Here is a 20,379-nt window from a genome sequence, read left to right as displayed (position 1 = left end):
CCTCAGTCCTCGTCGTCGCGCCGGGTTAGCCGGCGGCCGAAGCGCGAGGCATAGAACTCGCCGATCATGCCGCGGCGGAACACCAGCACGCAGATCATGAAGATGACCCCGGTGACCAGCGTCACCGGTAGCTCCGACGTGGCGAAGTAGTTGCCCAGCCCCGTGACCAGCGCCGCGCCGAATGCCGGGCCGATCAGCGTGCCGATGCCGCCGAGCAGGGTCATCAGCACCACCTCGCCGGACATCTGCCAGCTGACGTCGGTGAGCGTGGCGAACTGGAACACCAGCGCCTTGAGCCCGCCGGCCAGCCCCGCCAGCGTCGCCGACATGACGAACGCGCCGAGCTTGTAGCGCGCCACCGAGTAGCCGAGCGAGATCGCGCGGTTCTCGTTCTCGCGGATCGAGCGCAGGATCATGCCGTACGGCGAGTGGATCACCCGCCAGATCACCAGCAGGCCGGCGAGGAACACCGTCAGCACGAAGAAGTACATGTACAGCGGCTCGGCGAGATCGAGCAGGCCGAACAGCCGGCCGCGGGGGATGTTCTGGATGCCGTCCTCGCCGTGGGTGAACGGCGCCTGCAGGCAGAAGAAGAAAAACATCTGCGACAGCGCCAGGGTGATCATCGTCGAGTAGATGCCCTGGCGGCGAATCGCCAGGAAGCCGATCACCACCCCGAGCAGCGCGGCGCCGGCAACGCCGACCAGGATGCCCAGTTCCGGCGTCAGCCCCCACTCCTTCACCGCATGAGCGGTGAAATACGCTCCGCCGCCGAAGAACGCCGCGTGCCCGAACGAGAGGATGCCGGTATAGCCGAGCAGCAGGTTGAAGGCGCAGGCGAACAGCGCGAAGCACAGCACCTTCATGATGAAGATCGGATAGAAATAGAACGGCGCCAGCACCAGCGCCAGCACCCCGACGCCGATCAGCAGGGTTTCCAGACGCAGCGCCGGGCGCTTGGTCGTGACGATGCGGGTTTGACTGTTCATCCGGCGTCCCTCCCCATCAGGCCGGCGGGGCGGACCAGCAGTACGATCGCCATGATCACGAAGATCACGATGTTGGAGGCTTCGGGGTAGAACACCTTGGTCAGCCCCTCGAGGATGCCGAGCATGTAGCCGGTAAGGATCGCGCCGAGGATCGAGCCCATGCCGCCGACCACCACCACGGCGAACACCACGATGATCAGGTTCGAGCCCATCAGCGGGCTGACCTGGTAGATCGGCGCGGCGAGCATGCCCGCGAGGCCGGCCAGCGCCGCGCCCATGCCGTAGGTGAAGGTCAGCAACAGCGGCACGTTGATGCCGAAGGTGCGCACCAGCGTCGGGTTCTCGGTGGCGGCACGCAGGTAGGCGCCCAGCTTGGTCTTCTCGATCAGCAGCCAGCTGGCGATACAGATCACCAAGGATGCCAGCACGACCCAGGCGCGGTACTTGGGCAGGAACATGAAGCCCAGGTTGTAGCCACCGGCCAGTTCCTTTGGTACCGCATAGGGTTGCCCGGACGAGCCGTAGAAGTAGCGGAACGCACCTTCCAGCGCCAGCGCCAGACCGAAAGTGAAGAGCAGCCCGTAGAGGTGATCGAGGTTGTACAGCCGCGACAGTGCCAGCCGTTCGACCAGCGCGCTGCCCAGGCCGACGATCAGCGGCGCGAGGATCAATGCCGGCCAGTAGCCGATGCCCAGCGTGGCCAACAGCAGGTAGCCGGCGAAGGCGCCGATCATGTACTGCGCGCCGTGGGCGAAGTTGATGATCTTCAGCATGCCGAAGATGATCGCCAGGCCGAGGCTGAGCATGGCGTAGAACGAACCGTTGATCAGGCCGATCAGCAGCTGGCCGAGAAACGCCTGGATCGGTACATCGAAGATCGTCGTCATCAGACCCCCAGGGCGTCGTTGAGCGTCGCCATGCGGCCGGGCAGTTCGGCGACGGCGAAGCGGTCGATCACCGTGCCGTGGTCGACCACGTAGAAGCGATCGGCGACCTTGCTGGCGAAGCGAAAATTCTGTTCCACCAGCAGGATGGTCATGCCGCGCTGCTTGAGCGTCTGCAGCACCTCGCCGATGCGCTGGACAATCACCGGCGCCAGGCCTTCGGTGGGCTCGTCGAGCAGCAACAGGCGCGCGCCGGTGCGCAGGATGCGCGCCATCGCCAGCATCTGCTGCTCACCGCCGGAGAGCTTGGTGCCGGGGCTCTTGCGGCGCTCCTCGAGGTTGGGGAACAACTGGTAGATCTCCGCCAGCGTCATGCCGCCCTTGGCGATAACCGGCGGCAGGGTGAGGTTCTCCTCCACCGTCAGCGTGGAAAAGATGCCGCGCTCCTCCGGCACGTAGCCGATGCCGTGGCGCGCGGTGCGATGCAGCGGCACGTGCAGCATGTCCTTGCCGTCGAAGCGGATGCTGCCGCTGCGCTTGCGGATAATGCCGACGATGGCGCGCAGCGCGGTGGTCTTGCCCACACCGTTGCGCCCGAGCAGGGTCACGGTTTCGCCCTGCTGCACGTCCAGGTCGATGCCGTGCAGCGCATGGCTCTCGCCATACCAGGCGTTGAGATCGCGCACGCTGAGCAGCGCTTCAGTCATCTTCGGTCCCCATGTAGGCCACCCGCACGCGCTCGTCCTGACTGACGCTGCGGTAATCGCCGGAGGTGAGAATTTCGCCGCGTTGCAGCACGGTCACCTGATGGCAGAGATCGGCAACCACCTTGAGGTTGTGCTCGACCATCAGCACCGCGCGCTCGGTGGCCACCTCGCGGATGATGTCGGCGACCACGTGCACATCCTCGTGGCCCATGCCGGCCAGCGGCTCGTCGAGCAGCAGCACCTTGGGCTCCAGCGCCAGCGTGGTGGCCAGCTCCAGCACCCGTTTGCGCCCGTAGGACAGATCGGCCGCCGGCTCGTGACGGCGGTCAGCCAGTCCCACGGATTCGAGCAGCTGCATGGCGCGGCCGTTGAGCCGGTTGAGCGAGCGCAGCGGCAGCCAGCACTGGCTGGCCAGCCCGTTTGGGCGCTGCAACGCCACGCGCACGTTGTCCAGCACCGAGAGGTGCGGGAACACCGCGGAGATCTGGAACGAGCGCACCAGCCCCATGCGCGCCACCTTGGCCGGATCGGTGCGGGTGATGTCCTGATCGAGCAGATGGATGCTGCCGGCGGTGGGCTGCAGGAACTTGGTCAGCAGGTTGAACACCGTGGTCTTGCCCGCGCCGTTGGGGCCGATCAGCGCATGCACCCGCGCGTGGCGCACGTCGAGGTCGACGTTGTTGACCGCGACGAAACCGCCGAACTCCTTGCGCAGGCCACGCGCCGCAAGCAGCACCGGATGCGCTTGCGGCGTCGCGGGCGCCTCTGGCCGTGCCGCCGCTGCGCTCATTGCCCGACCAACTCGCAGCCGCTGTCGGCCGGCTTGAGGTAGGCCTCGTCGCCCGGCACGGTGGCCAGCACCTTGTAGTAGTCCCAGTCGCGCTTGCTTTCCTCCGGCTTTTTCACCTCCATCAGGTAGACGTCGCTGATCAGCCGGCCGTTGGCGCCGACCTTGGCGTTGCGTGCGAAGACGTCGTCCACCGGCATCTCGTGCATCGCCTTGGCCACCGGCTCGGTGGCGTCGCTGCCGACCTTGTCGATCGCCTTGAGATACTGCATGACCCCGGAGTAGGTGCCGGCATGGATCATGTTCGGCATGCGCCCGGTGCGCTTGAAGAAACGCTCGCCGAACTCGCGGGATTGGTCGTCACGGTCCCAGTAGAAGCTCTCGGTAAGGGTCAGCCCCTGCGCGGCGTCGAGGCCCAGGCCGTGTACCTCGGCGAGGGTGAAGAGCAGCGCGGCGAGGCGCTGGCCGCCGGCGACGATGCCGAACTCCGCGGCCTGCTTGATGCTGTTGGCGGTATCCAGGCCGGCGTTGGCCAGACCGATGACCTTGGCGCCGGACGACTGCGCCTGCAGCAGGAAGGACGAATAATCTGTGGTGGCCAGCGGGTGGCGCACTGCGCCCTTGACCTCGCCGCCCTTGGATTTGACGAACTTGGAGGTCTGCTCCTCCAACGAGTAGCCGAAGGCGTAGTCGGCGGTGAGGAAGTACCAGCTGTCGCCGCCCTGGGATACCAGCGCGCCGCCGGTGCCGACCGCCAGCGCATGGGTGTCGTAGGCCCAGTGGAAGCCGTAGGGCGAGCACTGCTTGCCGGTCAGCTCGGTGGTGGCGGCGCCGGTGACCAGGTTGATCTTCTTCTTGCTCTTGGAAATGCCCTGCACCGCCAGCGCCACGGAGGAGGTGGTCAGCTCCATGATCGCGTCCACCTGCTCGCGGTCGTACCACTGTCGCGCGATGTTGGAGGCGATGTCCGGCTTGTTCTGGTGGTCGGCGGTGACGATCTCGATCGGCATGCCCTGCACCTTGCCGCCGAAGTCCTCGGCGGCCATCTTCGCCGCCTCGTACGACCATTTGCCGCCGAAGTCGGCATACACCCCCGACTGGTCGTTGAGAATGCCGATTTTCACCTTGCCGTCGGAAATCTCGGCGGCGGATGCCGGGGTGGCGAGCGCGGCCGCGAGGGTTGCTGTTGCGATGGCGGAAAGTCTCATGCAGGTCTCCTTACGTGCGGAGCCGCGGCGCAGTGGTTCACTGGCCCGGCAGGGAAGAGAATCGAAGCGGCAAGCGGACGGGTGCCCAGCGGCGGCCGCGCAGGTCCACGGAGGACGGCGCGAGTGGGGCGCAGGCTGGCACGGGTGGGTGACGTAATAGCGCGGCAGCGCTCGCTCGGAGGCGGCGCGTCGGTGCGGCGCGTCGGCATTCGCGACGCTGCGCAGGGGGTGGCGGTGCCGGCCCTGACGAGGCGCATCGGCGATCCCTTGTTGTTCTTATTCGGTAGAGCTAACCGTAGCAGGGGATCGCACGGGCGCAACCGGGCAGGACGTGTGGCGCGTATCGCGCCGCCACCGGCTAGGGTTTTTTCCGAACGCTCATCTGTTTGTCATCTTTGCCGTATAGACTCGACCGGTCAGGTTAGGGAGGTGCGACATGCGCAGGGTGGTGTTCAATCAGAAAGGCGGCGTCGGCAAATCCAGCATCGCCTGCAATCTGGCGGCGGTGAGCGCGGCCCAGGGTTATCGCACGCTGCTGGTGGATCTCGATGCACAGGGCAATTCGACGCACTACCTGACGGGCCTGACGGGCGAGGACGTGCCGACCGGGATCGCCGATTTCTTCAAGCAGGTGCTGGCCAGCGGCCCGGCCGGCAAGAAGGCGCGACCGCCCATCTTCGAAACGCCGTTCGACAACTTGCACCTGATCACCGCGACCGCCGAGCTGGCCGACCTGCAACCTAAGCTGGAGGCCAAGCACAAGATCAACAAGCTGCGCAAACTGCTCGACAACCTCGCCGACGACTACGAGCGGATTTATCTCGATACGCCGCCGGCCCTGAACTTCTACACGGTTTCGGCGCTGATCGCCGCCGACCGCTGCCTGATTCCCTTCGACTGCGACAGTTTCTCGCGCCAGGCGCTGTACGGCCTGCTGGAGGAGATCGAAGACCTGCGTGAGGACCACAACGAGGCGCTGGAGGTCGAAGGCATCGTGGTCAATCAGTTCCAGCCGCGTGCCGCGCTGCCGCAGCAGATGATCGCCGAGCTGCTGGAAGAGGGCCTGCCGGTGCTACCGGTCAACCTGATGAGTTCGGTGCGCATGCGCGAATCGCACCAGGCGTGCATGCCGCTGATCCACTTCGACCCGCGGCACAAGCTAAGCCTGCAGTTCGTCGAGCTGCATGATCTGATCGAAAGCTAGCGCGCCACCAGCACGTCGCACGGCGGTTGGTCGAGGAACTGCCGCGTCAGGCTGCCGAGCAGGGCGCTGCTGAGTTCGCCGCGACTGTGCCCGCCCAGCGCCAGCAACTGCGGATGCAGTTCGTCCAGTGCCGCCTCCAGGCAGTTGTTGCGCTCGCCCTGATGCAGGCTGTAGCTCAGCGTGGCGCCGCTGTCCGGCAGCGTGGCCTGAACATCCTCGACCAGTTGCTCGAACAGTTCGTGCTCCAGCGCCAGCGCATCGGCATCCGCACCGTGAATCTCGGCCACTTCGTGGATATGCAGGGCGTGCAGCTCGCCGCTGGCCGGCAGCAGTCGCCAGGCGATCTGCAGCGCGCGGTTGGCGCAGGGTGAGAAGTCCAGCGCGGCGAGCGCGCAACTGTACGGTTCGACTGCCGGATGGGCTGCCAGCAGCAGCGGCGCCGGGCTGGCCAGCAGGATGCGTTCCAGCGTGGTGCCGGCGAAGCCCAGGCTGGAGTGGCGATGGTGGCGGCCCAGGACCAGCAGGTCGGCTTCCAACCCCTGTGCCTGGGTCAGTACCTCTTCCACCGGCTGGCCGTGTCGCAGCCACAGTTGCGCCGTCGCCGCGCCATTGGCTTGCAGGCGCGCCTGCAGATCGGCGCGCACGAGGGCTTCGTCCTGCGGCTCGCCCCGACTGTCGAGCACATGCAGCAGGCTCAGCCGGGCACCGCTCTGCTGCGCCAGCTGCGCGGCACGGCGCAGGGCGAGGTCGGCTTCGGGGCTGAGATCGTGGGCGACGAGAATGTGCTGAACCATGCTGGCCTCGCGGTGACGGAAAGCCCGAGTATGCCGCGCCCGGCGGGCGCTGTCCCGCGGTGCGCTGCGTCAATCGCGGTGCCTCGCTCGCTGATCCGGCGCAACGGACAGGTGCGGCGAAGGACGCCGTGCTTTTGTTGGTAGGTACGCTGCGGCTATGCTTGCCGGCATTCGCAGGAGGGGATGGATGAGCAAGGTCAGTGTGTTGATAGTGGATGATGCGCCGTTCATTCGCGATCTGGTGAAGAAGGGGCTGCGCGGACACTTTCCCGGCATCGGCATCGAGGAGGCCGTCAACGGCCGCAAGGCGCAGCAGATGCTCGGTCGCGAGCGCTTCGACCTGATCCTCTGTGATTGGGAAATGCCGGAAATGTCCGGCCTCGAGCTGCTCACCTGGTGCCGCGCGCAGGAGGCACTGAAGACCACTCCGTTCATCATGGTGACCAGCCGCGGCGACAAGGAGAACGTCGTGCAGGCGATCCAGGCCGGGGTTTCGGACTACATCGGCAAGCCGTTCACCAACGAGCAACTGACCAGCAAGGTGCGCAAGGCACTCGGCCGCGCCGGCAAGCTCGACGCGCTGGCCGCCAGTGCGCCGGTGCGCGCCCTGTCGCCCGGGATGGCCAATGATTCGCTGGCCGCGCTGACCGGCGGCAAGGCCGAGGTGGTACGTCCCGCATCGGTCGCTGCGCCGGTTGCCGCTTCCCCGCTGCTGCAGCCTGCCGCCGCGCCAGCCGCGAGCAAGCCGGCCGCGGCAACCGGCGGCCGCGGGCAAGGCCAACTGCGTCTGGCGGCCGGTACGCTGGCGTGCGTGATCAAGGCGCTGAGCTTGAAGGAGGCGCTGCTGGTGGTGCGTCGCGGCGAGCTGCTGCCGCAGGTGCTGGAAAGCGCCGTGCTCGATCTGGAGCAGGGCGTGGGCGGCGAGATCGCTCGGTTGAACGGCTACCTGCACGCAGTGGCCGCGCTGGAGCCCAAGCCCGACAGCGAGTGGCTGCAGCTGTCGTTCCGCTTCGTCGACCGCGATGCGCAGAAGCTCGATTACCTGTCGCGACTGATCGCGCGCGGCACCGCGCAGAAGCACTTCGTGCCCGGCGCCTGAGCACGTCGCGCACAGTTCGTCGGCAGGCGCCGTGCACAAGCTGACCGGCTTCACACCCCGACGGTCGGTGGCTCGCGGCGTCCTGGCGGCGCTGCTAGTCTTCGCCCTCCAACAGACTTCACGACTAGAACTGCCGTTATGCTGGGGCGTCTTCTTCCTTTGCTCGGGCTGTCGCTGCTGGCCTCGCCCGCACTGGCTCTGACCATCTACAAGTACACCGATGCCAATGGTGTGGTGACCTACAGCGACCAGGCTGCGCCCGGTTCGCAGGTGTTCGTCTTCCGCGACCGCATGGTGGAGAAGCTCGACAATCAGGTGAAGCTGGAAACCCGCAAGCATGCGGCCGGTGAAACGCTGGTGGTGCGCAACGACCTGTTCGCCCCGGTGGATATCGAGCTGAAGCTGGAGGGGGTCAGCAATGCGGTGGGTGCCCCGGCCGAGCCGATCCGCTGGGTGCTGCCGCCGCGCAGCCAGATTCGCCTGGCCACGCTGGCGCCGCGCGATGCCAGCAAGCCGCTCCGCTACACACCCAAGCTGCGTCATGCGCTGGGCGATCCGCGACTGCTGCCCAAGCCGTACAAATATCCGCTGCCCTGGCGTGGCGGGCCGTTCCGCCTGACCCAGGGCGCCAACGGCCAGTACAGCCACTTCACTCCCAAGGGGCGGCATGCGGTGGATATCGCCATGCCCGAGGGCACGCCGATCATCGCGGCGCGTGGCGGCATGGTGGTGAAGGTGGAAAATCAGCAGAGCGGGCGTGGTACCAACCCGGCCGGCAACTTCGTGCGCATCCTGCACGACGACGGCACGATGGGCGTCTACCTGCACCTGATGAAGGGCTCGGTGACGGTGCAGGAAGGTCAGCGGGTGGCCACCGGCACGCGCCTGGCACGCTCCGGCAATACCGGCAACAGCACCGGGCCGCACCTGCATTTCGTCGTGCAACGCAACGTCGGCCTGGCGGTCGAGTCGATTCCCTTCGCCTTCTCCCAGCCGGTCGACAGCCTGCCGAATTTCGCGGTGGGCGGCGAGTAACCGACGCCGCTGCGGTTGCTAGGACTCCTGGCGAAGTACCTTGGCCAGCACGATCTTCGGCCCGCGCATCTTCTTGACCACGATCTGCAGGCCTTCGACCTGCAGCTCCTCGTTTTCCTCGGGAACCCGCTTGAGGGTTTCGTAGATCAGGCCAGCCAGCGTTTCGGCCTCGACATGGTCGAGGTCGACATTCAGCAGGCGCTCGACCTTGAACAGCGGCGTGTCGCCGCGCACCAGCAGCTTGCCGGGCTGGTAGGCGAGGATGCCGCGCTCGGTCTTGCGGTGCTCGTCCTGGATGTCGCCGACCAGCACCTCAAGCACGTCTTCCATGGTCAGGAAGCCGATCACCTTGTGGTCGCCTTCCTCCACCAGCACGAAATGCGCGCCGCCCTGGCGAAACTGGTTGAGCAGCACGTTGAGCGGCATGTGCTTGGAAACGCGTTCCAGCGGCCGCAGCAGATCGTGCAGGTCGAAGTGCTCGGCCAGTCGTTCGTCCTCGGCCAGCGCCAGCAGCAGGTCCTTGATGTGCAGCAGGCCGACATACTCGCCCTGGCTGCTGTCGTACACCGGGTAGCGGCTGTACTTGTGGCGGCGGATGGTGTCGAGGATGTCGCCGAGCGGTGCGTCGTGCTCCAGCTGCAGCAGATCCTCGCGGGAGTTGGCCCAGTCGACCACCTCCAGCTCGCTCATCTCCACCGCCGAAGCCAGTACCTGAATCTGCTGGTCGCTCGGGTTCAGCGCGCGGTTGGAGTGCAGGATCAGCTTCAGCTCCTCGCGGCTGTAGTGGTGCTCGTGGTGCGCGCCCGGCTCGCCCTGGCCGGCCAGGCGCAGGATGGCATTGGCGCTGGCGTTGAGCAGGTAGATCGCCGGGTACATCAGCCAGTAGAACAGGTACAGCGGCACGGCCGTCCACAGCGACAGCAGTTCAGGCTTGCGGATTGCCCAGGACTTGGGCGCAAGCTCGCCGACCACGATGTGCAGGTAGGAGATGATGAAGAACGCGGTGAAGAAGGCAATGCCGTGCACCAGCGCTTGGTTGTCGATGCCGACCAGCGCCAGCAGCGGTTCGAGCAGGTGGGCAAATGCCGGCTCGCCCACCCAGCCAAGCCCCAGCGACGCCAGGGTGATACCCAGCTGGCAGGCCGACAGGTAGGCATCCAGCTGGTTATGTACGGTGCGCAGGATGTGCCCGCGCCAGCCGTGCTGACTGGCGATCGCCTCTACCTTGGTGGCGCGCAGCTTGACCATGGCGAACTCGGCGGCGACGAAGAAGCCGTTGAGCAGGACGAGGAAAAGGGCAAACAGAATCAGGCCGAAATCAGCGAAATAGGAGGGTGCAACGTAACTGGGGGAAGGGTCCATGGGGTGTTCTGGATGGCAATGGAGCGCTCAGAATGGGGGCGGCGCGCGGGCTTTTCAAGCAACCATCCGACGATCGCGTGGTTGCGCCGTGGGATCCGCCGGCGCCCCGGTCGTCAGCGCTGCGCGATCTGTGACGTCGGAAAATGGCAAGTAAAGGTGCTGCCTTTGCCCGGCGAGCTGTTGATGTCCAGCCGACCCTGATGGCGCAGCAGCACGTGCTTGACGATCGCCAGGCCGAGACCGGTGCCGCCGGTATTGCTCGCGCGGCTGGAGTCGACGCGATAGAAGCGCTCGGTCAGCCGCGGCAGGTGCTTGGGCTCGATACCCAGGCCGGAATCCTCCACGCTCAGGTGCGCGCCGGCCTCGTTGCTCCACCAGCGGATGTGAATATCGCCGCCGCCGGGTGTGTATTTCACCGCGTTGAAGACCAGATTGGAGAACGCACTGCGCAGCTCGGTCTCGCTGCCCTTGAGCCACAGCGCGGCGTCGGCGTCGAGGCTGATGCGGTGCGCGTGGCTGCCGGAAAGGGCGCGCGCGTCGCTGGTTATCGATTGCAGCAGCGGCGCGACGGCGATCGGCTGGTTGTCGGTCGGCCGGTTGCTGGCTTCGAGCTTGGCCAGCAGCAGCAGGTCATTGATCAGGTGTTGCATGCGATCGGTCTGCTGGTTCATCTGCTGCAGCGCGCGCAGCAGGCGCGGATTGATCTGCTCCGGGTTGTCCAGCAACGTCTCCAGATAGCCGGCGATCACCGTCAGCGGCGTGCGCAGCTCATGGGAAACGTTGGCGACGAAGTCCTTGCGCATCTGCTCGAGCTGATGCACCCGCGTGACGTCACGCACCACCAGCAGGCGTTCGCTGTTGCCGTAGCGGGTGATGGTGATCTGCAGGCGCAGGCGGTCGTTGACCGGCGCCGGCAGCTCCAGCGGCTCGTCGTACTGGCCGCCCTCGAAGTAGTCCTTGAAGCGCGGATGGCGTACCAGGTTGGTGATCGGGTGGCCGATGTCCTGCGGTTTCTTCAGGCCGAGCAGGCGGTCGGCGGCGATGTTCCACCATTCCAGATTGCCGTCGCTGTCGAGCATGATCACCGCGTCCTTGAGTGCCGCGGTGGAGCCCTGCACGCGGTCGATCACCGCCTGCAGCTGGCCGCGCAGGCGCAGGTCGCGGCGTTGCAGCTGGTAGAGGTTGTCGAACACCTCGCCCCAGACACCAGCAGCATCGGGGGGCGGCTGGTCGGCATCCTTGCGCTGCAGCCAGTGCTGCAGGCGGCGCAGCTGGTGGAAGGTCCAGCCCAGATAACCGCCCAGGCCGAGCACGAGCATCCAGGCGTATTCGCCAGTGACCAGCCCGAGCAGCAGGCAGGCGCCCAGCAGGAGCAGGAGACGGCGGACGAGGGTGCCTTGCCAGTTCTGGTTCAACCGAGAAGCTCCATGCGGACGGTAGGGTGGCGGTGAGGTGTCAGACCTTGCTGGAGAAGCGATAGCCCGTGCCGCGCACGGTCTGGACCAGGTTCTCGTAAGCCTCGCCGAGCGCCTTGCGCAGTCGACGGATATGCACGTCGACGGTGCGCTCTTCGACGTAGACGTTGCCGCCCCAGACCTGATCCAGCAGCTGACCGCGAGTATAGGCGCGCTCCTGGTGCGTCATGAAGAACTGCAGCAGACGGTACTCGGTCGGGCCCATCTCGGCCGGCTTGCCGTCGATGGTGACGCGATGGCTGATCGGGTCCAGCAGCAGGCCGCCGACCTCGATGGGGGCCTCGCTGTCGGTCGGCGCGGCGCGGCGCAGCACGGCTTTCAGGCGCGCCACCAGCTCGCGCGGGGAGAACGGCTTGGTGATGTAGTCGTCGGCGCCGACCTCCAAGCCCTGGATCTTGTTGTCCTCTTCGCCCTTGGCGGTGAGCATGATGATCGGGGTGTCGGCGGTCAGCTCGTCGCGCTTCAGGCGCCGCGCCAGCTCGATGCCGGAGGTGCCGGGCAGCATCCAGTCGAGCAGGATCAGGTCGGGCTGGCGATCGATGATCAGCGCATGGGCCTGCTGACTGTTCTCCGCCTCCAGGCATTCGTAGCCGGCCATTTCCAGGGCGACGACGATCATCTCGCGGATCGGCGCTTCGTCGTCGACGATCAGTATGCTCTTGCCGTTCATGGTCACGCCTCGGTCATTCTGTCGCTCGGCATTAGATAACGGAATTATTGCAGCGATGTGACAGCGCGAGGGCAGGGGCCGGCGGCGTGCGCCGGCGTGCCATCAAAGCGCTATTGGTTGGCTATTTTTTGCGCGATAGCGGCCTGTTTGCCGCACAATCACGCACGTTGACTCAGCGCAGTTCAGCTCGCCTTGAGCGCGTAATCCGCCACGATGCCGGCGAAGATCGCCAGACCGGCCCAGTGGTTGTGCAGGAAGGCAGCAAAACAGCGTTGGCGGTCGCGCGAACGGGTGTAATGGAATTCCCACAGGTAGCAGGCGGCGGCGAGTGCCAGGCCGAGGTGGAACCACTGCCCCAGCTCGAAGCGCGCGCCAGCCAGCAACAGACAGAACAGCATCAGGCCCTGCAGGCCGAGGATGATCACCCGGTCGGCATCGCCGAACAGGATGGCGGTGGAGCGGATACCGATCTTCAGGTCGTCCTCGCGGTCGGCCATGGCGTAGTAGGTGTCGTAGGCCACCGTCCACACCACGTTGGCGACGAACAGCAGCCAGGCCTCCGGCGGCAGCGTGCCGCGGGTGGCGGTGAAGCACATCAGGATGCCCCACGAGTACGCCGCACCGAGCACCACCTGCGGGTAGTAGGTGTAGCGCTTCATGAACGGATACAGCGAGGCGACCGCCAGCGCGCCGAACGACAGCCAGACCGTGAGTGCATTGGTCAGCAGCACCAGGCCGAAGGCCAGTGCCACCAGCACGGCGAACAGTATCCAGGCCTCGCGCACGCGGATGCGCCCGGTAGCCAGTGGGCGATTGCTGGTGCGTTGCACGTGGCCGTCGAAATTGCGGTCGGCGAAATCGTTGATCACGCAGCCGGCGGCGCGCATCAGCACCACGCCGGCGCTGAAGATGAACAGGTGCGCGAGACTCGGCACGCCCTCGGCGGCGATCCACAGCGCGGTGAGCGTTGGCCACAGCAGCAGGTAGATGCCGATGGGCTTGTCCATGCGCGTCAGCTGGATGAAGTCCCAGGCGCGCGGGTGCAGACGATTGCACGATTGCAGGAGTTTCAGATACATCGGCGGTCTCCGTGCGGAAGATGACGAATCAGGCGCGGGCAGCGCGGCTCATGGCGCGATGCCGGCGGCCTGCCAGAGTTCGGGCAGGAATACTTCCGCCACCAGCACGCCGAGGTGCTCGCGGCTGAAGCGCGAGCGGCGCGCCCACAGGTCAGGCTGGCGATGCTCCGGCGGCAGCCAGGCGGCGGGGTAGCGGCAGGCCTCTAGCGTGCCGCGGGCGAACGCCGGGTCGCTGAACAGCAGTTCGCCGAGCGAGCGACTGCCGAGGCCCTGCAGGTCCATGCCGGAACGCTCCAGCGCGGCGCGCGCGGCGACGCTGCGGGCGAACACCCAGGGCCGGCCGTGGCCGCATAGGTAGACTTCGCGCACCCAGCCCTGGCTGCCGGACGCCACCCCGAGCGCGACGCACTCGTCGTCGCGCAACGGCTCCCAGGCCTGATGCAGCGGGATCACGCTGAAGGCGCCGGCGGCCAGCTCGGTCAGGCGACGGGTCAGCGAGCCCTTGTCGACATAGAGCCAGTCATGCTGCAGCGGATCGAGCGGCGTCGGCAATTGGTTGGCGGTCAGCCAGGTGTGGAGTTCAGGCACGGGCGATAGAGGGAGCGATTCAGGAAAGGCGGGGAGTCTAACAAGAAAGCCGGCAAGCGCGCTGGCTGCGCCGGTTGCGCGGGTTGTCGATCTTGGTTACAACCCTGCGCATGCCCAGCACGGATTGACCGCCATGCACGACTCGATGATGAACGGCTCGATGATGAACGATAGTGCGGTGTACAAGACACTGCTCGAATCGACCAAGGCCATTCCCTGGAAGATCGACTGGGCCACCATGACGTTTGCCTACATCGGCCCGCAGATCGAAACCCTGCTGGGCTGGCCGCAGGGCAGTTGGCTGAGCGCCAATGACTGGGCCGAGCGCATGCACCCGGAAGACCGCGAGTGGGTGGTGAATTTCTGTGTGGCGCAGTCCCAGTCAGGCCTCGACCACGAGGCCGACTATCGCGCTCTGACCCGCGACGGCCGCTATGTGTGGATTCGCGATGTGGTGCATGTGCTGCGCAATGCCGCGGGCGAGGTCGAAGCGCTGGTCGGCTTCATGTTCGATATCAGCGAGCGCAAGCAGACCGAGCAACAGCTGTTGCAGCTGCAGAAGCAGCTGGAAGAACTCTCCTATCAGGACGGCCTTACCGGTGTGGCCAACCGGCGCATGTTCGACAACCGCTTGCAGATGGAATGGAGCAATGCCCAGCGCAACAGCCTGCCGCTATCGCTGATCCTGCTGGATATCGACTATTTCAAGCAGTACAACGATCACTATGGTCATGTGCGCGGCGACGATTGCCTGAAAAGCGTTGGCCAGGCCCTGAGCGGGGCCGCCGTGCGCCCGCGCGATCTGCTGGCCCGTTATGGCGGTGAAGAGTTTGTCCTGTTGCTGCCGGAGACCGATGCCCAGGCCGCGGCCCAGGTTGCCGAGCGCTGTCGCCAGCTGATTCGCGGGCAGAACATCCAGCACGCCCACTCCCAGGTCGCACCGCTGCTGACGATCAGTCTCGGCGTGAGTACCCTCATCCCGGGCCCGCTCGACCAGCCCCAGGCCTTTCTCGAAAGGGTGGATCGCCTGCTCTACAAGGCCAAGCATCAGGGGCGCAACCAGGCGGTACTGGCGTAGCCCGAAGGCGACTCGCCCAGCGCGCCAGGGTGGATGTAAAACGACATTCACCCTACGTCCATCCGTTCCAGTTCGGGTTTACGCCCAGCCTTCCAGGCGCATGGTGGCGCGCACCAGGCGTTGTTCTTCCTGTTCGATCTCCCGCAGGTTGTCGCGAATGCCGTGCACGTGGTCGCGCGCGGCGCGTTGCGCCTGGTCGGGCAGGCGTTCGGTGACCGCGTGGAACAGCCGCGAGTGCTGGCGGTCGATCTGCCGCTTCTGCACCGGGCGGTGATAGAGGTTGTTCACCGAGGCGAACACGGTGGACAGCATCAGGTCCGTGAGCGACTGCAGGGTGTGTACCAGCACCGGATTGTGCGAGGCCTCGCAGATGGCCAGGTGAAAGGCGTGGTCCAGGCGCGCGTGCTCGCGCGGGTCGGCGTCCTGCACGTCGGAATGGGCGGCGAGCATTTCCTCGTAGCGCCGGCGCAGCAGCACGAAATCGGCATCGGTGCCGCGCAGCGCGGCGAGTCGCGCCGATTCGCCTTCCAGTAGCGCGCGCACTTCCAGCAGGTCGTACAACGTGCGCGGCTGCGAATTGAACAGGTGCATCAGCGGACTGGCATCGCGCTTGTCCGACAGCTGCGCAACGAAGGAGCCGCGACCCTGCGCCGTCTCGATGATCCCGCGCCCGCGCAGCACGCGCAGGCCCTCGCGCAGGGCCGAGCGTGAGATGCCGAGTTTCTCGCACAGGCGCCGCTCCGAAGGCAGTGCCTGGCCGGCTTTGAGCACGCCATCGACGATCAGGCGCTCGATCCGCTCGGCGACCACGTCAGCGACTTGACGACGGTCATTGTTCTTTTCGCTCAACATGCAGGCTCTCACTGCTGGTAGGACCAGTTTGCGGACAGTTTACCCCGAGTAGCTTCCTGCGTGCAGAAATGGCGGCTTGCCTGGTATTCAGGTAGTGCTTGAGCGGCTATCACTACAGAAACTGGTAGGACCAGTTGGCGCCGGCATGGACGTGTCGGCGTCGCGCAGGCTAAACATGCGGCATCTCACCGCAGCGGCCGTGCTGGGGTGACCGTACGAGAGCGGCGAATCTGCATGAATATCCTCTACGACGAACGCGTCGACGGCGCGTTGCCCAAGGTCGACAAGGCCGCCCTGCTGGCCGAGCTGCAGCGCACGCTGCCGGACCTGGAAATCCTCCATCGCGGCGAAGACCTCAAGCCGTACGAATGCGACGGCCTGTCGGCGTACCGCACCACGCCGATGCTGGTGGTACTGCCCGAGCGCGTCGAGCAGGTCGAGACGCTGCTCAAGCTCTGCCACCAGCGCGGCGTGCCAGTGGTCGCGCGCGGCGCCGGCACCGGCCTGTCCGGCGGCGCGCTGCCGCTGGAGCAGGGCATCCTGCTGGTGATGGCGCGCTTCAACAAGATTCTCGAAGTGGACCCGGCCGGCCGTTTCGCCCGCGTTCAGCCCGGCGTGCGCAACCTGGCAATTTCCCAGGCCGCCGCGCCCTATGAGCTGTACTACGCGCCGGACCCGTCCTCGCAGATCGCCTGCTCGATCGGCGGCAACGTTGCCGAGAACGCCGGCGGCGTGCACTGCCTGAAATACGGGCTGACCGTGCACAACCTGCTCAAGGTGGAAATCCTTACCGTCGAGGGCGAGCGCATGGTGCTAGGCTCCGACGCCCTGGATTCGCCGGGCTTCGACCTGCTGGCGCTGTTCACCGGCTCCGAGGGCATGCTCGGCATCGTCACCGAGGTGACGGTCAAGCTGCTGCCCAAGCCGCAGGTGGCCAAGGTGCTGCTGGCCGCGTTCGACTCGGTGGAGAAGGCCGGGCGCGCGGTCGGCGACATCATTGCCGCCGGCATCATCCCCGGCGGGCTGGAGATGATGGACAACCTGTCGATCCGCGCCGCCGAAGATTTCATTCACGCCGGTTACCCGGTGGATGCCGAAGCGATCCTGCTCTGCGAACTGGATGGCGTGGAAGCCGACGTGCACGACGACTGCGCGCGCGTCAGCGAAGTGCTGAAGCTGGCCGGCGCCACCGACGTGCGCTTGGCGAAAGACGAAGCCGAACGCGTGCGCTTCTGGGCCGGGCGCAAGAACGCCTTCCCGGCGGTCGGGCGCATCTCGCCGGACTACTACTGCATGGACGGCACCATCCCGCGCCGCGAGCTGCCGGGCGTGCTGCGCGGCATCGCCGAGCTGTCCGAGCAGTTCGGCCTGCGCGTGGCCAACGTGTTTCACGCCGGCGACGGCAACATGCACCCGCTGATCCTCTTCGATGCCAACCAGCCCGGTGAGCTGGAGCGCGCCGAGGACCTCGGCGGCAAGATTCTCGAACTCTGCGTCAAGGTCGGCGGCAGCATCACCGGCGAGCACGGCGTGGGCCGCGAGAAGATCAACCAGATGTGCGCGCAGTTCAACAGCGACGAACTGACCCTGTTCCACGCGGTGAAGGCGGCCTTCGACCCGAGCGGCCTGCTCAACCCCGGCAAGAACATCCCGACCCTGCATCGCTGCGCCGAATTCGGCCGCATGCATATCCACAACGGCGAACTGCCCTTCCCCGAACTGGAGCGCTTTTGATGACGGTTTCATTCGATGCCAGCGAGCAGTTGCTGGAACAGGTCAACCAGGCGCTGGCGAGCAAGACCCCGCTGCGCATCCAGGGCAGCGGCAGCAAGGCCTTCCTCGGCCGCGCGGTCGAGGGCCAGTTGCTGGACGTGCGCGCCCATCGCGGCATCGTCAGCTACGACCCCACCGAACTGGTGATCACCGCGCGCGCCGGCACCCCGCTGGCCGAGCTGGAAGCCGCGTTGGATGCCGCCGGGCAGATGCTGCCCTGCGAGCCGCCGCACTTCGGCGAGGGCGCCACCGTCGGCGGCATGATTGCCGCCGGGCTGTCCGGCCCGCGCCGGCCGTGGAGCGGCTCGGTGCGTGATTTCGTGCTCGGCACGCGAATCATCACCGGCCAGGGCAAGCACCTGCGCTTCGGTGGCGAGGTGATGAAGAACGTCGCCGGCTACGATCTTTCGCGCCTGATGGCCGGCAGCTTCGGCTGCCTCGGCGTGCTCACCGAGGTCTCGCTCAAGGTGCTGCCCAAGCCGCGCCAGTGCACCAGCCTGCGCCTGGAGATCGATCTGGAACGCGCCCTGCTCAAGCTCGCCGAGTGGGGCCAGCAGCCGGTGCCGATCAGCGCCGCCAGCCATGACGGGCGATTCCTCAACCTGCGCCTGGAAGGTGGCGAAGGTTCGGTCAACGCCGCGCGCGAGCGTATCGGTGGCGATGATCTGCAGGCCAGCTACTGGAGCGAGCTGCGCGAGCAGCGCCTGGCGTTCTTCGCCGATCCGCGGCCGCTGTGGCGGCTGTCGCTGCCGAACAACACGCCGGCGCTCAACCTGCCGGGCGAGCAGCTGGTGGACTGGGCCGGCGCCCAGCGCTGGCTGAAGACCGATGCCGATGCGGTGACCGTACGCGGCATCGCCGTCGAGGTCGGCGGCCACGCCAGCTGCTTCACCGCGGGCGCGGCGGCCAATCCGTTCCAGCCGCTGTCCGCACCGCTGCTGCGCTACCACCGCCAGCTCAAGGCCGCGCTCGACCCGCAGGGGATCTTCAACCCCGGCCGCATGTATTCCGAGGTCTGACGACGTATGCAAACGAATCTGAGCGAAGCCGCCAAGCAACTGCCGCGCGCCGAGGAAGCCGAAAGCATCCTGCGCTCCTGCGTGCACTGCGGTTTCTGCAACGCCACCTGCCCGACCTACCAGCTGCTCGGCGACGAGTTGGACGGTCCGCGCGGGCGGATCTACCTGATGAAGCAGATGCTCGAGGGCGGTGAGGTGACCGAGAGCACCCAGCTGCACCTGGACCGCTGCCTGACCTGCCGCAACTGCGAGACCACCTGCCCGTCCGGGGTGAAGTACCACAACCTGCTGGACATCGGCCGCGACTTCATCGAGCGCCAGGTGCCGCGTTCCACCGGTGAGCGCCTGCTGCGCGGCGGTCTGCGCACGGTGATCCCGCGTCCGGGCCTGTTCAAGGCGCTGCTCAGTGCCGGCAATGCGCTGAAACCGCTGATGCCGGCCTCGCTGAAGGACCACCTGCCGCGCGAGATCCGCCCGGCCAAGCCGCGCCCGCAGGTGATGCACAGCCGTCGCGTGCTGATGCTCGAAGGCTGCGTGCAGCCGAGCCTGTCGCCGGCCACCAACGCCGCCGCCGCGCGGGTGCTCGATCGCCTCGGCATCAGCGTCAGTCCGGCGCGTGAGGCCGGTTGCTGCGGCGCGGTGGATTACCACCTCAATGCCCAGGACGCCGGTCTGGACCGCGCGCGGCGCAACATCGACGCCTGGTGGCCGGCCATCGAAGCCGGTGCCGAAGCCATCGTGCAGACCGCCAGCGGCTGTGGCGCCTTCGTCAAGGAATACGGCCACCTGCTCAAGGATGACCCGGCCTACGCCGCCAAGGCCGCGCGTGTCAGCGAACTGGCCAAGGATCTGGTCGAGGTGCTGCGCAGCGCCGAGCTGGAAAAGCTCGATGTGCGCGCCGACAAGCGCATGGCCTTCCACTGCCCGTGCACCCTGCAGCACGCGCAGAAGCTCGGCGGCGCGGTCGAAGACGTGCTCACCCGCCTGGGCTTCCAGCTCACCGCGGTGCCCGATGCGCACCTGTGCTGTGGCTCGGCCGGCAGCTATTCGATCACCCAGCCGGAGATTTCCCACCAGCTGCGCGACAACAAACTCAATGCACTGGAGAGCGGCAAGCCGGAGGTGATCGTCACCGCCAACATCGGCTGCCAGACCCACCTGGATGGCGCCGGCCGCACGCCGGTCAAGCACTGGATCGAAGTGGTCGAGGAATCGATGGGGTGACGCTGGAAAAGGCTGCGCCGTTTTCCACCCTACGACGCGCGAGCCGTAGGGTGGACATCTCGCGCAGCGCATGTCCACCGAGCCACTCCGGCCATCCCGCCGCGCGCCAACCGAACAACCGAAATACGCAGACAGGAGAATCGAGATGAAAAGCAAAGCCGTACTGAGCCAGACCGAAGTGACCGCCATCCTCGCCGCCGCCCGTGCCGAAGCGCAGGCCAACGGCTGGGCCGTGACCATCGTCGTCGCCGACGACGGCGGCCATCCGCTGGCGCTGGAGCGTCTGGACGGCTGCGCGCCGATCGCCTCCTACATCGCTACCGAGAAGGCCCGCAGCGCGGCCGTCGGTCGCCGCGAAACCAAGGGCTACGAGGACATGGTCAACAACGGCCGCAATGCTTTCCTCTCCGCGCCGGTGGTTTGCTCGCTGGAAGGCGGCGTGCCGCTGGTGGTCGACGGCCAGGTCATCGGTTCGGTTGGCGTGTCCGGCGTGACTGCCGCGCAGGACGCGCAGATCGCCAAGGCGGGCGTTGCCGCCCTCGCTCACTGATT

20 protein-coding genes are annotated in these 20,379 nt (G+C 66.6%); 8 read left to right on the top strand and 12 right to left on the bottom strand.

Annotated features, from left to right (window positions below):
* Positions 1–2 precede the first annotated feature (2 nt).
* Genes U8L64_RS17195 through U8L64_RS17175 form a run of 5 tightly spaced genes read right to left on the bottom strand, consistent with a single transcriptional unit; the run spans position 3 to position 4,575 of the window.
* Positions 3–989 (bottom strand): branched-chain amino acid ABC transporter permease, encoded by a 987-nt coding sequence (locus U8L64_RS17195; RefSeq protein ID WP_333398345.1) that lies wholly within the window; start codon positions 987–989, stop codon positions 3–5.
* The gene (locus U8L64_RS17190) at positions 986–1,876 is read right to left on the bottom strand and encodes a branched-chain amino acid ABC transporter permease (RefSeq protein WP_008569569.1); all 891 of its coding nucleotides are present in this window, start codon (positions 1,874–1,876) and stop codon (positions 986–988) included. The genes U8L64_RS17195 and U8L64_RS17190 overlap by 4 nt, the downstream gene beginning before the upstream one ends.
* The gene (locus U8L64_RS17185; RefSeq protein WP_008569570.1) at positions 1,876–2,580 is read right to left on the bottom strand and encodes an ABC transporter ATP-binding protein; all 705 of its coding nucleotides are present in this window, start codon (positions 2,578–2,580) and stop codon (positions 1,876–1,878) included. Before U8L64_RS17185 ends, U8L64_RS17190 begins: the two co-directional genes overlap by 1 nt.
* Positions 2,573–3,370: an ABC transporter ATP-binding protein gene (locus tag U8L64_RS17180; RefSeq protein ID WP_008569572.1), complete on the bottom strand. Its 798-nt coding sequence runs from the start codon at positions 3,368–3,370 to the stop codon at positions 2,573–2,575. The genes U8L64_RS17185 and U8L64_RS17180 overlap by 8 nt, the downstream gene beginning before the upstream one ends.
* The gene (locus U8L64_RS17175) at positions 3,367–4,575 is read right to left on the bottom strand and encodes an ABC transporter substrate-binding protein (protein ID WP_333398344.1); all 1,209 of its coding nucleotides are present in this window, start codon (positions 4,573–4,575) and stop codon (positions 3,367–3,369) included. The genes U8L64_RS17180 and U8L64_RS17175 overlap by 4 nt, the downstream gene beginning before the upstream one ends.
* A gap of 436 nt (positions 4,576–5,011) precedes the next feature.
* Here U8L64_RS17175 and U8L64_RS17170 point away from each other — a divergent pair, with 436 nt between their 5' ends.
* Positions 5,012–5,779, top strand: a complete 768-nt coding sequence (locus U8L64_RS17170) for a ParA family protein (RefSeq protein WP_043295484.1) — start codon at positions 5,012–5,014, stop codon at positions 5,777–5,779.
* On the opposite strand, the gene U8L64_RS17165 is transcribed toward U8L64_RS17170, so the two are convergent.
* Complete coding sequence (locus tag U8L64_RS17165) at positions 5,776–6,573, bottom strand: universal stress protein (protein ID WP_043295485.1); 798 nt, start codon at positions 6,571–6,573, stop codon at positions 5,776–5,778. The genes U8L64_RS17170 and U8L64_RS17165 overlap by 4 nt on opposite strands.
* Positions 6,574–6,760: 187 nt before the next feature.
* Here U8L64_RS17165 and U8L64_RS17160 point away from each other — a divergent pair, with 187 nt between their 5' ends.
* Positions 6,761–7,672, top strand: coding sequence for a response regulator (locus tag U8L64_RS17160; protein WP_333398343.1), 912 nt, complete (start codon positions 6,761–6,763; stop codon positions 7,670–7,672).
* Between the two features lie 138 nt (positions 7,673–7,810).
* Positions 7,811–8,707: a peptidoglycan DD-metalloendopeptidase family protein gene (locus tag U8L64_RS17155; protein ID WP_077682178.1), complete on the top strand. Its 897-nt coding sequence runs from the start codon at positions 7,811–7,813 to the stop codon at positions 8,705–8,707.
* 18 nt (positions 8,708–8,725) lie between these two features.
* Here U8L64_RS17155 and U8L64_RS17150 read toward each other — a convergent pair whose 3' ends face one another.
* The 5 genes from U8L64_RS17150 to U8L64_RS17130 all read right to left on the bottom strand — a co-directional run bounded on the left by U8L64_RS17150 (position 8,726) and on the right by U8L64_RS17130 (position 13,881).
* Positions 8,726–10,069, bottom strand: coding sequence for a hemolysin family protein (locus U8L64_RS17150; RefSeq protein WP_043295488.1), 1,344 nt, complete (start codon positions 10,067–10,069; stop codon positions 8,726–8,728).
* 113 nt (positions 10,070–10,182) lie between these two features.
* The gene (gene phoR, locus U8L64_RS17145) at positions 10,183–11,484 is read right to left on the bottom strand and encodes a phosphate regulon sensor histidine kinase PhoR (RefSeq protein ID WP_043295489.1); all 1,302 of its coding nucleotides are present in this window, start codon (positions 11,482–11,484) and stop codon (positions 10,183–10,185) included.
* A 40-nt stretch (positions 11,485–11,524) separates the two neighbouring features.
* Complete coding sequence (gene phoB, locus U8L64_RS17140; RefSeq protein WP_008569580.1) at positions 11,525–12,214, bottom strand: phosphate regulon transcriptional regulator PhoB; 690 nt, start codon at positions 12,212–12,214, stop codon at positions 11,525–11,527.
* A gap of 182 nt (positions 12,215–12,396) precedes the next feature.
* A complete protein-coding gene (gene ubiA / locus U8L64_RS17135) occupies positions 12,397–13,293 on the bottom strand; it encodes a 4-hydroxybenzoate octaprenyltransferase (protein ID WP_333398342.1) in 897 nt (298 codons plus the stop codon).
* A gap of 48 nt (positions 13,294–13,341) precedes the next feature.
* A complete protein-coding gene (locus U8L64_RS17130; RefSeq protein ID WP_043295491.1) occupies positions 13,342–13,881 on the bottom strand; it encodes a chorismate--pyruvate lyase family protein in 540 nt (179 codons plus the stop codon).
* A gap of 133 nt (positions 13,882–14,014) precedes the next feature.
* On the opposite strand from U8L64_RS17130, the gene U8L64_RS17125 reads away from it, so the two are divergent.
* On the top strand, positions 14,015–14,959 hold the full coding sequence (locus U8L64_RS17125; RefSeq protein WP_333398341.1) for a sensor domain-containing diguanylate cyclase: 945 nt from the start codon (positions 14,015–14,017) through the stop codon (positions 14,957–14,959).
* A 78-nt stretch (positions 14,960–15,037) separates the two neighbouring features.
* Here U8L64_RS17125 and glcC read toward each other — a convergent pair whose 3' ends face one another.
* Positions 15,038–15,811 carry a transcriptional regulator GlcC gene (glcC, locus tag U8L64_RS17120; protein ID WP_043299576.1) on the bottom strand — a complete coding sequence of 258 codons (774 nt, stop codon included), beginning with the start codon at positions 15,809–15,811 and terminating at the stop codon, positions 15,038–15,040.
* 234 nt (positions 15,812–16,045) lie between these two features.
* On the opposite strand from glcC, the gene glcD reads away from it, so the two are divergent.
* From glcD to U8L64_RS17100, 4 genes are all read left to right on the top strand, one after another.
* A complete protein-coding gene (gene glcD, locus U8L64_RS17115; RefSeq protein ID WP_333398340.1) occupies positions 16,046–17,545 on the top strand; it encodes a glycolate oxidase subunit GlcD in 1,500 nt (499 codons plus the stop codon).
* A complete protein-coding gene (gene glcE, locus U8L64_RS17110) occupies positions 17,545–18,603 on the top strand; it encodes a glycolate oxidase subunit GlcE (protein WP_077682174.1) in 1,059 nt (352 codons plus the stop codon). The genes glcD and glcE overlap by 1 nt, the downstream gene beginning before the upstream one ends.
* 6 nt (positions 18,604–18,609) lie before the next feature.
* Positions 18,610–19,827 (top strand): glycolate oxidase subunit GlcF, encoded by a 1,218-nt coding sequence (gene glcF / locus U8L64_RS17105; RefSeq protein ID WP_054094064.1) that lies wholly within the window; start codon positions 18,610–18,612, stop codon positions 19,825–19,827.
* Positions 19,828–19,972: 145 nt separating this feature from the next.
* On the top strand, positions 19,973–20,377 hold the full coding sequence (locus tag U8L64_RS17100) for a heme-binding protein (RefSeq protein ID WP_043299583.1): 405 nt from the start codon (positions 19,973–19,975) through the stop codon (positions 20,375–20,377).
* Positions 20,378–20,379: the final 2 nt, after the last annotated feature.

This window comes from Pseudomonas sp. FIP_A4, from assembly GCF_036701605.1.
Taxonomy (GTDB): Bacteria; Pseudomonadota; Gammaproteobacteria; order Pseudomonadales; family Pseudomonadaceae; genus Stutzerimonas; species Stutzerimonas phenolilytica.
Note: the sequence above shows the minus strand (reverse complement) of the source record. Positions and strands in the feature narration are given on the sequence as shown.

What these genes read in the sequence shown, in the direction of transcription:
- U8L64_RS17195 (WP_333398345.1), bottom strand. Translation starts at nt 989, where the DNA reads ATGAACAGTCAAACCCGCATCGTCACGACCAAGCGCCCGGCGCTGCGT.
- U8L64_RS17155 (WP_077682178.1), top strand. Translation starts at nt 7,811, where the DNA reads ATGCTGGGGCGTCTTCTTCCTTTGCTCGGGCTGTCGCTGCTGGCCTCG.
- U8L64_RS17150 (WP_043295488.1), bottom strand. Translation starts at nt 10,069, where the DNA reads ATGGACCCTTCCCCCAGTTACGTTGCACCCTCCTATTTCGCTGATTTC.
- phoB (WP_008569580.1), bottom strand. Translation starts at nt 12,214, where the DNA reads ATGAACGGCAAGAGCATACTGATCGTCGACGACGAAGCGCCGATCCGC.
- ubiA (WP_333398342.1), bottom strand. Translation starts at nt 13,293, where the DNA reads ATGTATCTGAAACTCCTGCAATCGTGCAATCGTCTGCACCCGCGCGCC.
- glcC (WP_043299576.1), bottom strand. Translation starts at nt 15,811, where the DNA reads ATGTTGAGCGAAAAGAACAATGACCGTCGTCAAGTCGCTGACGTGGTC.
- glcE (WP_077682174.1), top strand. Translation starts at nt 17,545, where the DNA reads ATGACGGTTTCATTCGATGCCAGCGAGCAGTTGCTGGAACAGGTCAAC.
- U8L64_RS17185 (WP_008569570.1), bottom strand. Translation starts at nt 2,580, where the DNA reads ATGACTGAAGCGCTGCTCAGCGTGCGCGATCTCAACGCCTGGTATGGC.
- U8L64_RS17190 (WP_008569569.1), bottom strand. Translation starts at nt 1,876, where the DNA reads ATGACGACGATCTTCGATGTACCGATCCAGGCGTTTCTCGGCCAGCTG.
- U8L64_RS17170 (WP_043295484.1), top strand. Translation starts at nt 5,012, where the DNA reads ATGCGCAGGGTGGTGTTCAATCAGAAAGGCGGCGTCGGCAAATCCAGC.
- U8L64_RS17180 (WP_008569572.1), bottom strand. Translation starts at nt 3,370, where the DNA reads ATGAGCGCAGCGGCGGCACGGCCAGAGGCGCCCGCGACGCCGCAAGCG.
- U8L64_RS17165 (WP_043295485.1), bottom strand. Translation starts at nt 6,573, where the DNA reads ATGGTTCAGCACATTCTCGTCGCCCACGATCTCAGCCCCGAAGCCGAC.
- U8L64_RS17100 (WP_043299583.1), top strand. Translation starts at nt 19,973, where the DNA reads ATGAAAAGCAAAGCCGTACTGAGCCAGACCGAAGTGACCGCCATCCTC.
- U8L64_RS17175 (WP_333398344.1), bottom strand. Translation starts at nt 4,575, where the DNA reads ATGAGACTTTCCGCCATCGCAACAGCAACCCTCGCGGCCGCGCTCGCC.
- U8L64_RS17125 (WP_333398341.1), top strand. Translation starts at nt 14,015, where the DNA reads ATGCACGACTCGATGATGAACGGCTCGATGATGAACGATAGTGCGGTG.
- glcF (WP_054094064.1), top strand. Translation starts at nt 18,610, where the DNA reads ATGCAAACGAATCTGAGCGAAGCCGCCAAGCAACTGCCGCGCGCCGAG.
- U8L64_RS17160 (WP_333398343.1), top strand. Translation starts at nt 6,761, where the DNA reads ATGAGCAAGGTCAGTGTGTTGATAGTGGATGATGCGCCGTTCATTCGC.
- glcD (WP_333398340.1), top strand. Translation starts at nt 16,046, where the DNA reads ATGAATATCCTCTACGACGAACGCGTCGACGGCGCGTTGCCCAAGGTC.